We start from the raw sequence: 13,432 nt of genomic DNA on the forward strand, positions 1-13,432 counted from the left end.
GAATTTCAGGATGCTTCGGCGGCCAGCGGCGCCGTAGCAGTTTCAGAGTTCATCGTGGCGTTCCTGTGCTGAGCGATAATTTCTGCGTACCGGTGGAAGGAAGCCCGCGGGACGCGGTCGAGTGTGGCCGGTTCCATGCGGATCAGGCCGAACTTCTTGGTGTAGCCCTCCTGCCACTCCCAGTTGTCCACAAGGGTCCAGTGGAAGTAGCCGCGCACGTCGACGCCGTCAGCAATTGCATCACCGATCGCTGCCAGGTGTTTCTCCAGGAACTCGATCCGGCGGGTGTCTTCCACGTCTCCGCCGGGGCCGTCGTCGTAGGCGCAACCGTTCTCGGTGATGTAGATCGGCGGAATGTTGGGGTACTGCTCCTTGAGCTGTTTGAGGATGGTGGTCAACCCGCTGGGGATGACCGGCCAGTCGAAGTCGGTTTTCGGAACGTCCGAATAATCACGCGGCATGAACGGAACCGGAAACAGCGGCGGAGCGGCGCCGACCTTCGTCGGGAAGTAATAGTTGATTCCGTAGAAATCCAGCGGAGTGGAAATGATGTCCATGTCCCCGTCCTGGATGACCTCAAAGGACATGCCTTCGATCTCCGCAAGATCAGCCGGGTACTCACCGGTCAGCAACGGCGCCGCGAACTGGCCGTTGTGGTAGTGATCGTAGAGAAGCGCGAGGTTGCGCTCCTTCTCCGAATCACTTGCCGGCTCCACGGGAGAGTGGTTATTGACGACGCCGATGGGTGTGTCCAGTGTCTCGCGCAACACCCGGACGGCGTGCCCATGCGCAAGCAGCAGGTGATGTGCAACGGAGAATGCGCTGCCCAGCAGCATGAGCCCTGGCGCCGCCCGTCCGATCGCATGCCCGACGCCGGTATGCACCACCGGTTCATTGACCGTCATCCAGGCGGCAACCTTGCTCCCGAACTCGTCGCGGAGAAGCCGCGTGTAATCGGCGAAAGCATCGATTGTGTCCCGGTTCTGCCAGCCGCCGGCGTCCTGAAGCGCCAGTGGAAGATCCCAGTGATACAGCGTCACCCACGGTTCTATTCCGCGCTCGAGCAGGGAGTCGAGCAGCCGATGGTAGAAAGCGATCCCTTCCGGATTGGCGGGTCCACGGCCTGTGGGCTGAATGCGGGGCCAGGCGATGGACATCCGGTACGCCTTGCCGCCCAACTGCTCAAGGAGGTCGAAGTCTTCTTCATACCGGTTGTAGTGGTCGCACGCGATGGCAGGGCTTGAGGCATCGAGGATGTTGCTGTGCTGGCTGGCGTATTCGTCCCAGATACTCGGTCCGCGCCCGCCTTCATTGACCGCACCCTCAATTTGCGCTGCCGCAGTTGAGGTCCCGAATACGAACCCCGCCGGCAATCCGAACTCGCTCATCCGCACTCCCTGATTCCGATGTCCCTTCACTAAAGAGCTCCTCACCCTCACCCGTCAACTGCCCGGACCCGGTTTCTTCCCGGCATAGCCGGATAAGGTGCTTTCATGGCCCGATCTTTTCTTCCGCCCGCAGGGCAGCGAACAACGCTTCGCCTGGCCAATCCAACACAGCTGACTCCCGAAGGACTCCTCGCGCCGAAGTGGGGCGCCGGACTGGCACTGGCAGGGCTGGTGCTTGTAGTACTGCTGCCGCTGCTGGGAACCCTTGCGCTGGTGGAGGTGCTTTCCTTCGGCCCGCCGCTGGTCCTTGCATCCCTGCTGCTGACCTGGACCGCGATGTTCTCAGTGACCTTCTACGCCTCGCGGCGCCATGGATTCCGTTCCCTTGCCCGCGATTTCGGTCTCAGGTTCCGTTGGATCGACCTCGCCGTGGGACTTGGTGTGGGGATTGCGGCACGCATTGTCCTGGCCGTGCTCCTGGCGATTCTCACCCTGCTCTGGCCGCTGCAGGACGGCGAAGTGATCCAGGGCAATGCCGAACTGTTTCTCACGGGCGATACAGTATGGCTGCTCATCAACGGCGTCCTCGGCGGTGTGCTGATTGCGCCCTTCTTGGAGGAGCTGTTCAATCGCGGCCTGGTGTTGCGCGGGATCCAGAATGCACTGTGGCTTCGGCGCACTGGCAACCCCCGCGATTCCGTAACGCCCGCCGTGCAGCGGCGGTCCCTGATGACCTCTACCGTTATTGCCCTTCTGGTGAGTTCCCTTGCTTTCGGTCTGTTGCATACCGGTGCCGTTCCGGACCTCCGGTCTTCCGTCTATCTGCTGCTCAGTACGTTCACGGTGGGCTTGATGTGCGGGGTGCTGACCGTGATCACCGGACGGCTGGGTGCTGCCATAGTGACCCATGTTGTGTTCAACGGCACCGGCGTGGGCTTGCTGCTCCTGGTGCCGCCGGAGCTGCTTCCCTGACTAGGCACTGCCCTTCCCGCCAAGCAGGTCACCGAGTGATCCCCCGGCAAGGAAAGGCTGCGCCGCGAGGAACCGGATCTCCCATTGCTGCGGCAGATGGTTGTCCGAACCCACCGTCCAGTAGACCTGCAGCGCACTGAATCCCTCCTGTCCGTACAGCTGGAACGCATCCCGCAGCCTTTTCAGCGACGCCCCGCGCACCTCGACGGCCTGTCCATCGAACTGGCCGTGGAAAACTTTTGCTCCTGGCTGGGTGAGTAGATGCAGGGCAGGTTCAAGCAACGACCAGGCATGACGCACGTGACCGGGACTTTGGCCGTACAGAATGAGTTCCGGGAGCCCGCGCTCAGTGAGGCCCACTGTGTAGGCGCAGGACAATTCACCGTGAGCCTGGCTGAAGCGCACCAGGACGCCCTCCCGCGCCACCTGCGCTTCAATGCGCTCGCGGTCAAGGACGTCATCACGCCACAGGTTTGAGAACTCCAGCGACGAGCAGTGGGGGTGAAAGATGAGGTCGGTCATGTGCGCTCCTTCGATGTGCCTGATGCAAAGGTGTCATCCCGCTCCGACATTCTGATGACTTTCGGTCGCTACGCTTGGGATCATGCAGTTTCCCGCGTACGCCACACTCCTGACAGACATCCGCGACACCGTCCTGACCATCACGGTCAACCGGCCGGACGCCCTCAACGCCCTGTCCTCCAGAGTGATCGAGGATCTTGAACACTGCCTCGACGCGGTGTCTGACGTCCTGACAAACGACGACGGCGCGTGGCCGGTTCGCGGCGTCATCATCACCGGCGCGGGGAAGGCGTTTGTTGCCGGTGCGGATATCCGCGAAATGACCGCGATGTCACCGGACGACGCCCACGCCTACAGCTCCCGCATGCACCAGGTCACGCTCGCGATCGAGCAGCTGCCGGTCCCGGTCATCGCTGCCGTCAACGGTTTCGCCCTTGGTGGCGGCTGCGAACTGGCGATGGCCTGCGACGTCATCTATGCGGCGTCGACCGCGTCCTTCGGGCAGCCGGAAGTCAGCCTGGGCCTCGTTCCGGGGTTCGGGGGATCCGTGCGGCTGCCGCAGTACGTCGGGCCGGGCCTGGCGCGCGAGCTCCTCTTCACTGGACGCCGCCTGGATGCCGGGGAAGCCCAGCGGGCGGGTCTCGTCACAGCGCTTTTCGATACCGTCGATGACCTGCTTGACGGTGCGCACAGCACTCTGGCGCTGGTGGCACGTCAGTCTCCCGCCGCCGTCGCGCTCGTCAAGCGGACTCTCATCGCGACTTTGGGCTTGCCCACCGATGAAGGGCTTGCCATCGAGGCGGAGTCCTTCCGGACCGCCTTCGCAACGGAAGACAAGGCGGAGGGAACCCGCGCGTTCCTCGCCAAGGAGCACCCCAGCTTCCCCGGACGCTGACAATCGTGCCCTGACCTGCAGAAACGGCAGGAAGGGGGTATGTTGCTAAGCATGCTGAAGATTGGTGCGGTGATCCCCGGACTGGTGCTCCTCCTCGGACTGACTTCGTGCGGCATCACCATTCCACAGGATCCGGAAGGAACTTTGGAAAAGGTATCTGGAGGCATTCTCCGGGTTGGTGTGAGCGAAAACGCGCAGTGGGTTCAACTGCCGCCTACCGGGGACCCGCAGGGCATCGAGCCGGAATTGGTCGAGGAGTTCGCGGACACACTTGACGCCGCGATCGTGTGGGTCCCAGGCGCAGAACACGAGCTGGCCGGCGACCTGTTCCACGGAGAACTTGATATGGCCATCGGCGGATTCGGCGCGGATACCCCGTGGGTCAAGGAGGCCGGCATTACCCGGCCCTACACCGAGACAGCCGATGAACGCGGCAAGACAATCAAGCACATCATGCTGGTTCCCCTGGGGGAGAATGCCTTCCTGCTGGAGCTTGACCAATTCCTGCAGGCGCAGGAGGTGGAATTGTGAGCACGACCGGCGAAAAAAACACAGCGCGCTTCGGCCATACGGAACTGCCCGAGGAACAGCAGCGTGCCCTGCGCAAGGCAGTCAAATGGGAATGGATCACCATCGGATTCCTGGTCGTCTCTACGTTCCTGGTGTATCTGGTCCTGGGAAATTCGCAGGCCATGAAGGCCGCGTGGATCGAAGACCTGCTGTCCTTCCTTCCGCCGATCTCGTTTCTCATCGCAACCCGGGTGATCCGTCGTCGTCCCTCCGAGTCCCATCCGTACGGCTATCACCGCGCCGTCGGTGTAGCGCACCTCGTGGCCGCTGTAGCGCTGGTGGTGATGGGTGCGTATCTCATTGTCGATTCCGGCATAGGTCTGTTCACTGCCGAGCACCCTACGATCGGTGGAATCACGCTCTTGGGAAGCACCTTCTGGTTGGGCTGGCTGATGGTACTCGCGATGCTGCTCACCGCTGGGCCTCCCGTAGTCCTCGGAATCGTCAAGATGAAGCTCGCGAGGACGCTTCACGACAAAGTGCTCTACGCCGACGCGGACATGAACAAGGCTGACTGGATGACGGCGCTCTCGGCAGCGGTAGGTGTTCTGGGTATCGGCGTGGGCCTGTGGTGGGCGGACTCGGTGGCAGCGCTCCTCATTTCCACAAGCATCCTGCGCGACGGGATCAAGAACCTTCGCGGAGCCGTCGGCGGCCTGACCGACACACGGGCCCGGACCTACGATGATTCCGAGCCCGATCCCGTCGGTGAGCGCATCGACTCCTATCTCCGCAGCCTGGGTTGGGTCCGGGAAGCCAGATCGAGGGTGCGTGATGAGGGGCACGTGTTCCACATCGAATCGTTCGTAGTGCCGCGGACGTGGCCGAGGGCAACGCTGCGAAGAATCGAGAAGGCCCGGGACGCGTGCGTGGAAATGGACTGGAAAGTACAGGACATGGTCATTGTGCCTGTTGCGGAGCTACCGGAGGAGTTTCTGCCCGGCGTAGCCAAGGGCGGTTCGGAGTACCGCTGACAACACGAAGAGGGTGGCAGTCTCTCGCGACTGCCACCCTCTGTGTCTGTGCGTGCCTTACTTTCGGGCTGGCTTCACCACGTTGGCCGTGGGTGTCATGTTCTCCGCATTGACCATCCAGGCGTACTGCTCCAATTTCTCGATGAAGCCGTGCAGGATGTCTGCGGTGGTGGGATCTTCCTCATCCACCTGGTCATGGACGTCCCGCATCCGGCCGACGGCCGCCTCAAGCATGGCTACCACCATGGAAACGGTGTCCTTGGTATCCACCAGACCGGACGGGAACTCATTCAGTGAGGTTCCTTTGGCGACGACGGCGCTGCGTCCGTCCGGAACAGCGTGCAGGGCGCGCATCCGCTCAGCCATCTGGTCCGCGAAAAGGCGGGCGTCCTCGATGATTTCATCCAGTTGAAGGTGCATGTCGCGGAAGTTCTTGCCGACGACGTTCCAGTGGGCCTGCTTGCCCTGCAGGTGCAGCTCCACCAGATCAACCAGGACAGCCTGCATGTTGTCGGTCAGTGTTTTTGACGCCTTCATAAGTTCCTCCACTCGTGACGGAAATCCGGCCGCTGTTCGCCGCCAGCATCAGCCCCAGCCTAGACCGGCGCTTTCGATCGAATCCAGTTGCTGGGAAAACTCTAAGTAAACTTACCATTCTGTTGATCCGGCAAGAATCGTGGGTTAGCGTGGCGAACAAGCGGTCAGTTATCCGTGATGTTCTGCGCGAAGTTCCAGCAAACGAGGAGGAACAGACAATGGCAACAGTTCAGGAATTCATAGACGTTTCAGTGCCGGTGTCCACCGCCTACAACCAGTGGACGCAGTTCGAAACCTTCCCCGAGTTCATGGGGGGAGTCGAATCGATCACGCAGATCTCCGAAACACACAACCACTGGGTAACCAAGATCGGCGGAGTTGAGCGCGAGTTCGACACCGAGATCACCGAGCAGCATCCCGACGAGCGGATCGCGTGGAAGAGTACCGACGGAAAGTCCCATGCCGGCGTCGTAACCTTCCACCGGCTGAGCGACTCCACCACGCGTGTCACTGTTCAGCTGGATTGGGATCCGGACAGTTTCACCGAGAAGGTCGGCGCAGCTGTCGGCGCCGATGACCGGCAGGTGAAGTCGGACCTCGCACGCTTCAAGGAGTTCATCGAGAACACGGGGAACGAAACCGGTGCCTGGCGCGGTGACGTGGACGCTCCCGGTTCCGGCTCTGCCACGGTCGGCCGGACCGTTGATCCTTTGGCGGGCGGGGCAGGCCTTGCCGATCCATCACTGGATGACCCGGAATCGGGCGGGCCTCGAGCCGCCAACCCGGCTTAGGACGTCAACCAAACGAAGGGCCCTCTCTCGGGAGAGCCCTTCCTTTGGTTAAAGGGATGAATGCCTCACTCTTCGACGCTGATCGTGTTGATTGCCTCGGTCGCGCGTTCCGACAGGTTCTCGGAAATCGGTGCGCTGCCGGCGGCAACCGCAGCGGCCTGCTGACCCTCTTCGCTGACAACGAAGGTACCGAAGGTCTTGACCAGGTTTGCGGTCTGTTCGTCCTCGTAGGTGGAGCAGAAGATGTGGTAGGAAACCAGCACCAGCGGGTATGCGCCGGGGGCTGTGGTTTTTCGGTCCAGGTTGAGGGCGATGTCGAATTCGGCTCGGCCCTCCACCGGCTCAGCCTCGTCGACGGCGGCAGCCGCGGCTTCTGAACTGACAGCGACATACTCGTCACCCACGAGAAGCTTTGCCCGGCCCAGCGGCGGTCCGACGGCGGAATCATCCGCATAGGTGACCGCGCCTTCGGTGGCGGCAACGGTGCTGACGACGCCGGCATTGCCCTTGGCGTTCTCTCCCGCCAGCCCTGCCGGGAAGGTGCCGTCCGCCTCGTTGGTCCAGATCTCCGGCACTACAGCATGCAGATAATCAGTGAAGTTTTCCGTTGTGCCCGAGTCATCGGAGCGGCTGACCGGAGTGATGCGGGTGTCGGGAAGATCAACGCCCTCGTTCTGGCTAGCAATTGCTGGGTCATTCCAGCGCGTGATTTCTCCGCGGAAGATGCGGGCAATAGTCGCGGCGTCGAGGTTCAGCTCTTCGATCCCGGGCAGGTTGAAGGCGATACTGATCGGCGCCACATAGGCCGGGATGTTGAAAGCGCCCTCGGGTCCGCACACTTCACGGGACTCCTCGAGTTCTTCTTCGCTGAGGTAGGCATCGGATCCCGCGAAATCCACGGCTCCGGCCAAAAGTGCACCGCGCCCTGCCCCGGACCCGTCCGGCGAATACTGCACGCGAACGTCCGGATGCATGGTTGCGAACTCCGCCTGCCAGGCATTCATGGCCGGTCCCTGCGCCGATGATCCCGCGCCAGTGATGGTCCCGCTCAGGGTCGAGGTGGCGTTCTGCGCGGCAGCTTCCTGCTCCGGCCCCAGTGGGTAGTCCGAACCGCAGGATGCAACAGTAAGGCCGGCAGCGCAGCTCAGGGCGATGGTCAGCACGCGACGAAAAATCACACGCCCACGATACAGGTGAATACTGGGTGTCCCCACGTTGAACAACTCGTGAACCGGCCCTACGGCGCCTGCAAGTCGCGTGTGGCCGGGCCTTCGAGGCGTACGCCGTCATGGGTGAAGCGGGATCCGTGGAGCGGGCAATCCCAGGATTGCTCGGCGTCATTCCAGCTCAATACCCCGCCGAGGTGGGGGCAGACAGCTGATACCCGGTGCGTCACACCGGCGATTTGGCAGACACCCACCGGCCGGGCACCTTCCCGCACAATCACGCCCTGGCCCTCGGCAGGCCGGGCGTGGGAGGTCCGCGCCAGCCCGCCCAGCCAGCCGGTGACCATTTCGACCCCGACGCCGGCGTTGGTCTTTGCGGTGCTGAGCGCGTCCTGTTTGCCGACCCGGGTCTTATACAGCTCCTTCGCCCACGGCATCTGCCCGCCGAGGATTTCCGCTGACAGGGCCAGCCCTGCAGCCACGCCGTTGGTGAAACCCCACTTGTTGAAGCCGGTTGCCGCGTAGATGGATTGGCCGCCGACGGGCATCTTCCCGACATAGGGAACCGATGACGCCGGCTGGTAGTCCTGCGCCGACCAGCTGAACGCTGCCTGCGCGGTGGGAAAGTGCTCCTGGGTCCAGCGAATGATGTCGTCGACGAGTGACTGCGTATGCGCCTCGCGCCCAACGGTATGTCCGTTGCCGCCCACGATGAGGTACGGGCGTCCCTCGACCATGGCAGTGCGCAACGTACGCGAGGGAGAGTCAACTGACAGGTACATGCCCTGCGGAATCTCGTCCTGCACGGTAAAAGCAACGGCATAGGAACGGTGTGGCTGCAGGACGGAGAAATGCCCGCCACGGTCCAGGATCGGCGTTCCGGTGGCGATGATGACGCTGGCCGCCGAAATCTCGCCCAGCGAGGTCTGGATGGTGCTCCGCTCGCCCTTGGTGCTGCCGGCCTTCACGCCGGTGACCCGAACGCCCTCGATGAGCTCGCCGGAGTGCTTGCGCAGGTCTGCTGCGAGTGCGGCAAGGACCTCCAGTGGATGTACCTGTGCCTGACCAGCCACGCGCAGCGTACGGGTCACCGGGAACGGGAGCTCCGAGGAGTCTTCAAGGACGGCACTGAGTCCGGAAGTGGCGCATGCGTCCCGTTCCTCGCCCAGGAGGCGGGCGCCCTCGTCCGTGATGGCGTAATTGAAGGCGTCCCGGACGTCATAGCTGACGTTGTTTTCATCGCAGAACCGGAGCAGCCAGCTTTGGCCCTCGCGGTTTGCGGTGACATAGTGACGGGCCAGAGCCGCTCCGTGGTGTTTGATGACCGAGGACAACTGCGTGCCCTGCAGCAGTGAGACTTTGGCCGTGCTGTTCCCGGTAGTCACTGCACCAACCGTTCGCGCCTCCAGGACCGCTACCCGCTGACCGGATCGCGCGAGCAACGTGGCAGTGGTCAGACCGGTGATACCGGCGCCGACCACCACGGAATCGTACTGGCCGTCCGCCTGAAAGGTGTCAACGGGAATGCGCGGTGATGATTCAAGCCAAAGGGACTTCACGGCCAGTTCTCCTTCTGTAGTGCGGTTGATTACCAGTCCAGTTCAATTCCGATGTTGTCTGACGGACCTTCCGGCGCCGTGCCGAGGTAGATCACCTCACCGGTTTCGTCGTCGCGCAGGAAAGTGTGGAAGGTTCCGGGAGTGAGGCTGCCGCTGATCGGCGGGAAGCCCTGTTCGGCGGAGATCCGGTCCTGGAAGCCGACGGCGGGAAGGCCGTCGTCGTTCACAATGAACCAGTCCCACACCGCGCCGGTCGACAGGTCGACCGCGAGAACCGTGCCGGCGGGCCATCCTGCGTCCGGATCCCGGTCTGAACCTGGGATCTGGCGCCCGGCTGAGCGGTCGTACCCGGCGAGGAATTTTCCTGTGTCAGCACGCACCAGGCCAACCAGTAGGGGAAGCCCCGGTGTTCCGGGGGAGAGCGCCGTTGTGTCCCACCATCCGCTGTAGGCAGTCTGCAGCGGGAACACGTCGCCCGGTTCCACGCTCACGGGCAGCGGCTGGAAGTAGGGCGGCGTTGGCGCGGCGGCCGTCTGCGCACTGCAACCCGGAAGAACGACGACGGCGAGCAGCACCGTTACGCCCGGCAGATGCGTCCGCACCGTAATCACCTCCGTGGCGTCAACGCTAGCCCTCGCCGGCCTGCCCCTCAAGGAGGATTCCTAAGTATGCTGTCAAAGAGTTGCAAGGAACCTTCGCAGGGAGGAAGAACATGACGGCTGCACTGCTCATCATTGATATGCAGAAGGCATTTTTTGAAGACGAATCTCTCGGCAATCAGCAGGACTTCCTGGTTGCGGCCTGCAACTCAGCTATCGCGGATGCGCGCGAGGCCGGCATTGCCGTCTATCTCATCCGCACAGAGCACCAGCGGGACAAATCAACGTGGACACTGAGCATGCTCGATGATGATCAGGGTTTCCTTTTCAGCGGCACTGAGCAGGCCGAATTCGTTGATGACCTCGATGTCGAGGGTCTTCCTGAGTTGGTGAAGACGCGCGACAGCGCTTTCTTCGGGACCGACCTGCTGCAGCGCCTGCGCATTCTGGAGGTAGACACGGTGGTCCTCGCAGGGGTTTCAACGCACAATTGCGTGGCCCAGACCGGTGCGGATGCCTACGCGAACAACCTGCGGGTGGTGTACGCCAGGGATGCGGTCGCCTCAACCAACAGTGAGTATGCGCAGAATGTGCTGGGCGTACTGATGGATGAGTACCGTCAGGTTTCCCTCGACGCGAGCGGGATCCGGCAGTTGTTCTCGAAGAAGCGCGCTTAGGCGGTGGACGGATCAGATGCCGATGCTGTAGCCGTCCTCCCGGTGGAACAGCCGACGGACCGCGCCGTCGTCGGACCGGACCCAGACAACCGAGGAGTCATCGGCGTGATCTTCGAGTACGCCGGAGAACTGGTCTCCCGAGGAGTGCCGAAGGGTTATCTGCTGGCCGCGCCTGAGCGTCGAGAAGTCGGCAAGCGAGGAATGTTGCGAGGTCATTGGGGAAAGGCCTTCCTGAGAGTGTGACTGACGCCACACTAAGGGCCGTTCCTGAATGTTTGGTGAATGAAAACTGGGTAATCGCCCAAATGGGCGAACGTTTATCGAAAAGATAGCTAAGCAAGCTTTCTATTCTGTTCTGCCTGTGGCACGCTGGCAGTACAAATGGCGGGACATACTGTCCATAGCTCGCAAGATCACGTGCCGGTGTCCGCCAGTCCGGCCACCTTAGAGGGGATAGTGCAATGGCATCAACACATTCAGGGTCGGGTGTAGGCACCCGGACAAACATTCAGAAGGCCGCACTCGCGGTAGGAGTGGTCTTCCTCCTGGTCGGCGTGCTGGGATTCATTCCCGGTATCACCAGCAATTACGACACGCTGCAGTTCGCCGGCCCCGAGTCCGAGGCGCAACTCCTCGGCCTGTTCCAGGTTTCGATCCTGCACAACATTGTTCACCTGCTGTTCGGCGTCGCGGGCGTCGCGATGGCAAAGACTGCAACCGGCGCTTACAACTTCCTGCTGTGGGGCGGCGTTATCTACGCGGTGCTCTTCATCTACGGGCTCATCATCCCGCATGATTCGGCAGCGAACTTCGTTCCGCTGGACGCGGCGGACAACATCCTCCATCTGGGCCTTGCCGTCGGCATGATTGCGCTGGCGCTCGCTCTTCGGGACAAGCACCGCACTGTCCGGGACCGGTAGTCCCGGCTCCAACCAACTACAAACAAACAGAACGACGACGGCGGGCCGCAACCTGCCGTCGTCGTTCTGTTTGTGCTGTGCGTAGCTCCGCTGACGATTTAGGCTTCCACAGCCCTGTCCGTCTGCACCGGCTGGGCGTCTTCGCCGGAAACGACCTCGATCTTGCGGGGCCTTGCGCGCTCGCTGACCGGGATGGTCACGCTGAGCACGCCGTTTTCATAGCGTGCCGAGATGGCATCAATGTCAATACCCTGCCCGAGGTTCAGTTGCCGAAGGAAGGATCCGCTTTCACGCTCGCGGGTCAGCCACTTGACTCCCTCTGCGTTGCGCAGGGTGCGCTCGGCGCGGATGGTCAACAGCTGGCCGTCGACGTCAATGTCAACAGATCCCGGATCAATGCCCGGGAGGTCAGCGCTCAGGATGTAGTGGTCACCCTCGCGGTACAGATCCATCGGCATCAGCCGCAGACCCTGGCGGGGATCCAGAAGTGCGCCGGCCACGCGGTCCAGTTCACGGAATGGGTCGAATTTCATTGCCATGATGGTTCACTCCCTGTGAGTCAGTAGTCTTTCTTCGGGTTGAGTCTGGTTCGCTCAACCTGCAAGTAGATTAGCACTCGCAGGAGGAGAGTGCTAACGGTTTATGTTCGCTCTGAACGAACTATTCGGAACACAAAAAAGCCCGCCCCGCATGCTGCGGGACGGGCTATGAACGGTGCCTGCGCGGGGCCTCGATCCCCGGGCCTTCCGCGTGTGAAGCGGATGCTCTACCAGACTGAGCTACACAGGCAAGTAGTTCCCAGACAGTTTAGGTCATTGGCAGACGGATGATGCAAACGCGGGGGTGCGGTAGATATTCGGGCGGACACTAAGTAGCCTGACTATTTGAGGCTATTCCACTTCTCGATGTCAGCGAAGGAGTTTGGCAATGGACGATGAGGACATTCTGGCGCGGATCCAGGCGCTGGTCGACAAGGAACACGAGCTGCGGGGTTCACCCTCGGGTGACGATGCTCCTGGCGAAGATCGACGCAGCAGCCTGCGGCGGGTCGAGGAACAGCTCGACCAGTGCTGGGACCTGCTCCGTCAGCGGCGGGCGAAGGAAGACGCAGGGGAAAGCCCGCAGGAAGCGGAGGCCCGGCCGATCGACCAGGTAGAGGGCTACCGCCAGTAAGCACATCGATTTGGCAGGACACGCCCCGATACCCCGTTGATAAGGGGCGTGTCCTGCCAACTCAACGAAAGGAATCTTCATGGACGACCTCAAAGCATTTGCACTGATCTGTACTCTCACCCCTTCGCCCGATGCCTCGAGCACCGATGTGATGGCCGACCACATCCTTGGCAAGCTCAAGGAGCAGGGGGTAACGACGTCGTCGGCCCGGGTAGTTGACCACAACGTTGCTCCAGGCGTGCAGATCGACATGGGAAACGGGGATGAATGGCCGCAGCTCCGCCAGCAGATCCTCGATGCGGACATCTTCCTCCTGTGCGCACCTATCTGGGTAGGGCACATGAGCAGCCTGGGACAGCGGGTGTTCGAACGGCTGGACGCCGATCTCTCCTCGACTGATGATGACGGCCGGCCCATCATGTACAACAAGGTCGCTCTGACCGCGGTGGTGGGAAACGAGGACGGCGCCCACCATGTCACTGCCGAGATGCACCAGGGCCTGAACGACATCGGCTTCACCGTCGCGGCGCAGGGCGGTGTCTACTGGGTCGGGGAAGCAATGCAGACCGTGGACTTCAAGGACCTGGACCAGGTACCTGATCCGGTTGCTTCCACAATTTCCTCCATGTCCGTGAACGCTGTCCACCTGGCGAAGTCCCTCAAGGCATCTCCCTACCCAGCTCCCTAGC

General features: G+C 62.0%; 16 protein-coding genes, 1 tRNA gene and 1 pseudogene. 9 read left to right on the plus strand and 9 right to left on the minus strand.

Going from position 1 to position 13,432, the window contains the following annotated elements; genetic code table 11:
* Nucleotides 1–5 precede the first annotated feature (5 nt).
* Nucleotides 6–1,388: a GH1 family beta-glucosidase gene (locus tag AC1MBU_RS02255; RefSeq protein WP_277358092.1), complete on the minus strand. Its 1,383-nt coding sequence runs from the start codon at nt 1,386–1,388 to the stop codon at nt 6–8.
* Nucleotides 1,389–1,493: 105 nt separating this feature from the next.
* On the opposite strand from AC1MBU_RS02255, the gene AC1MBU_RS02260 reads away from it, so the two are divergent.
* Entirely contained in the window at nt 1,494–2,360 is an 867-nt protein-coding gene (locus AC1MBU_RS02260; protein ID WP_346027795.1) for a CPBP family intramembrane glutamic endopeptidase, read from the plus strand.
* On the opposite strand, the gene AC1MBU_RS02265 is transcribed toward AC1MBU_RS02260, so the two are convergent.
* Nucleotides 2,361–2,882 (minus strand): DUF4262 domain-containing protein, encoded by a 522-nt coding sequence (locus AC1MBU_RS02265; protein WP_277358094.1) that lies wholly within the window; start codon nt 2,880–2,882, stop codon nt 2,361–2,363.
* Nucleotides 2,883–2,964: 82 nt separating this feature from the next.
* Between AC1MBU_RS02265 and AC1MBU_RS02270 the strand changes: the two genes are divergently transcribed.
* From AC1MBU_RS02270 to AC1MBU_RS02280, 3 genes are read left to right on the plus strand one after another with little or no spacing between them, the layout of a single operon-like run.
* On the plus strand, nt 2,965–3,777 hold the full coding sequence (locus tag AC1MBU_RS02270) for an enoyl-CoA hydratase/isomerase family protein (protein WP_056545659.1): 813 nt from the start codon (nt 2,965–2,967) through the stop codon (nt 3,775–3,777).
* Nucleotides 3,778–3,828: 51 nt separating this feature from the next.
* A complete protein-coding gene (locus AC1MBU_RS02275) occupies nt 3,829–4,308 on the plus strand; it encodes a transporter substrate-binding domain-containing protein (RefSeq protein ID WP_277358095.1) in 480 nt (159 codons plus the stop codon).
* Entirely contained in the window at nt 4,305–5,321 is a 1,017-nt protein-coding gene (locus AC1MBU_RS02280) for a cation diffusion facilitator family transporter (protein WP_346027797.1), read from the plus strand. The genes AC1MBU_RS02275 and AC1MBU_RS02280 overlap by 4 nt, the downstream gene beginning before the upstream one ends.
* Nucleotides 5,322–5,378: 57 nt before the next feature.
* Here the strand turns inward: AC1MBU_RS02280 and AC1MBU_RS02285 are convergent, their stop codons facing one another.
* Complete coding sequence (locus AC1MBU_RS02285; RefSeq protein ID WP_479788316.1) at nt 5,379–5,858, minus strand: Dps family protein; 480 nt, start codon at nt 5,856–5,858, stop codon at nt 5,379–5,381.
* 218 nt (nt 5,859–6,076) lie between these two features.
* Between AC1MBU_RS02285 and AC1MBU_RS02290 the strand changes: the two are divergent.
* Nucleotides 6,077–6,526: pseudogene (locus tag AC1MBU_RS02290) on the plus strand (SRPBCC family protein); the annotation flags it as partial.
* 188 nt (nt 6,527–6,714) lie between these two features.
* Here the strand turns inward: AC1MBU_RS02290 and pstS are convergent.
* From pstS to AC1MBU_RS02305, 3 genes are read right to left on the minus strand one after another with little or no spacing between them, the layout of a single operon-like run.
* On the minus strand, nt 6,715–7,827 hold the full coding sequence (gene pstS, locus AC1MBU_RS02295; protein ID WP_404800711.1) for a phosphate ABC transporter substrate-binding protein PstS: 1,113 nt from the start codon (nt 7,825–7,827) through the stop codon (nt 6,715–6,717).
* 59 nt (nt 7,828–7,886) lie between these two features.
* Complete coding sequence (locus tag AC1MBU_RS02300; protein ID WP_479788317.1) at nt 7,887–9,374, minus strand: FAD-dependent oxidoreductase; 1,488 nt, start codon at nt 9,372–9,374, stop codon at nt 7,887–7,889.
* A gap of 29 nt (nt 9,375–9,403) precedes the next feature.
* Nucleotides 9,404–9,976: a hypothetical protein gene (locus AC1MBU_RS02305; RefSeq protein ID WP_056545668.1), complete on the minus strand. Its 573-nt coding sequence runs from the start codon at nt 9,974–9,976 to the stop codon at nt 9,404–9,406.
* 110 nt (nt 9,977–10,086) lie between these two features.
* Between AC1MBU_RS02305 and AC1MBU_RS02310 the strand changes: the two genes are divergently transcribed.
* On the plus strand, nt 10,087–10,650 hold the full coding sequence (locus AC1MBU_RS02310) for a cysteine hydrolase family protein (RefSeq protein ID WP_277358100.1): 564 nt from the start codon (nt 10,087–10,089) through the stop codon (nt 10,648–10,650).
* Between the two features lie 12 nt (nt 10,651–10,662).
* Here AC1MBU_RS02310 and AC1MBU_RS02315 read toward each other — a convergent pair whose 3' ends face one another.
* A complete protein-coding gene (locus AC1MBU_RS02315; RefSeq protein WP_479788320.1) occupies nt 10,663–10,866 on the minus strand; it encodes a hypothetical protein in 204 nt (67 codons plus the stop codon).
* 245 nt (nt 10,867–11,111) lie between these two features.
* Here AC1MBU_RS02315 and AC1MBU_RS02320 point away from each other — a divergent pair, with 245 nt between their 5' ends.
* Nucleotides 11,112–11,570, plus strand: a complete 459-nt coding sequence (locus AC1MBU_RS02320) for a DUF4383 domain-containing protein (protein ID WP_277358102.1) — start codon at nt 11,112–11,114, stop codon at nt 11,568–11,570.
* 98 nt (nt 11,571–11,668) lie between these two features.
* Here AC1MBU_RS02320 and AC1MBU_RS02325 read toward each other — a convergent pair whose 3' ends face one another.
* Both AC1MBU_RS02325 and AC1MBU_RS02330 read right to left on the minus strand, forming a co-directional pair.
* Nucleotides 11,669–12,109, minus strand: a complete 441-nt coding sequence (locus AC1MBU_RS02325) for an Hsp20/alpha crystallin family protein (protein WP_277358103.1) — start codon at nt 12,107–12,109, stop codon at nt 11,669–11,671.
* Nucleotides 12,110–12,285: 176 nt separating this feature from the next.
* A tRNA-Val gene (locus tag AC1MBU_RS02330) sits at nt 12,286–12,359 on the minus strand.
* 138 nt (nt 12,360–12,497) lie between these two features.
* Between AC1MBU_RS02330 and AC1MBU_RS02335 the strand changes: the two genes are divergently transcribed.
* Both AC1MBU_RS02335 and AC1MBU_RS02340 read left to right on the plus strand, forming a co-directional pair.
* Nucleotides 12,498–12,743, plus strand: a complete 246-nt coding sequence (locus AC1MBU_RS02335) for a DUF2630 family protein (RefSeq protein ID WP_277358104.1) — start codon at nt 12,498–12,500, stop codon at nt 12,741–12,743.
* Between the two features lie 79 nt (nt 12,744–12,822).
* Nucleotides 12,823–13,431 carry a flavodoxin family protein gene (locus AC1MBU_RS02340; RefSeq protein WP_277358105.1) on the plus strand — a complete coding sequence of 203 codons (609 nt, stop codon included), beginning with the start codon at nt 12,823–12,825 and terminating at the stop codon, nt 13,429–13,431.
* Nucleotide 13,432: the final 1 nt, after the last annotated feature.

The organism is Arthrobacter sp. PTI12 (assembly GCF_056679915.1).

Coding starts and splice junctions, on each gene's coding strand:
- AC1MBU_RS02255 (WP_277358092.1), bottom strand. CDS start 1,388: ATGAGCGAGTTCGGATTGCCGGCGGGGTTCGTATTCGGGACCTCAACT.
- AC1MBU_RS02260 (WP_346027795.1), top strand. CDS start 1,494: ATGGCCCGATCTTTTCTTCCGCCCGCAGGGCAGCGAACAACGCTTCGC.
- AC1MBU_RS02265 (WP_277358094.1), bottom strand. CDS start 2,882: ATGACCGACCTCATCTTTCACCCCCACTGCTCGTCGCTGGAGTTCTCA.
- AC1MBU_RS02270 (WP_056545659.1), top strand. CDS start 2,965: ATGCAGTTTCCCGCGTACGCCACACTCCTGACAGACATCCGCGACACC.
- AC1MBU_RS02275 (WP_277358095.1), top strand. CDS start 3,829: ATGCTGAAGATTGGTGCGGTGATCCCCGGACTGGTGCTCCTCCTCGGA.
- AC1MBU_RS02285 (WP_479788316.1), bottom strand. CDS start 5,858: ATGAAGGCGTCAAAAACACTGACCGACAACATGCAGGCTGTCCTGGTT.
- AC1MBU_RS02310 (WP_277358100.1), top strand. CDS start 10,087: ATGACGGCTGCACTGCTCATCATTGATATGCAGAAGGCATTTTTTGAA.
- AC1MBU_RS02315 (WP_479788320.1), bottom strand. CDS start 10,866: ATGACCTCGCAACATTCCTCGCTTGCCGACTTCTCGACGCTCAGGCGC.
- AC1MBU_RS02320 (WP_277358102.1), top strand. CDS start 11,112: ATGGCATCAACACATTCAGGGTCGGGTGTAGGCACCCGGACAAACATT.
- AC1MBU_RS02325 (WP_277358103.1), bottom strand. CDS start 12,109: ATGGCAATGAAATTCGACCCATTCCGTGAACTGGACCGCGTGGCCGGC.
- AC1MBU_RS02335 (WP_277358104.1), top strand. CDS start 12,498: ATGGACGATGAGGACATTCTGGCGCGGATCCAGGCGCTGGTCGACAAG.
- AC1MBU_RS02340 (WP_277358105.1), top strand. CDS start 12,823: ATGGACGACCTCAAAGCATTTGCACTGATCTGTACTCTCACCCCTTCG.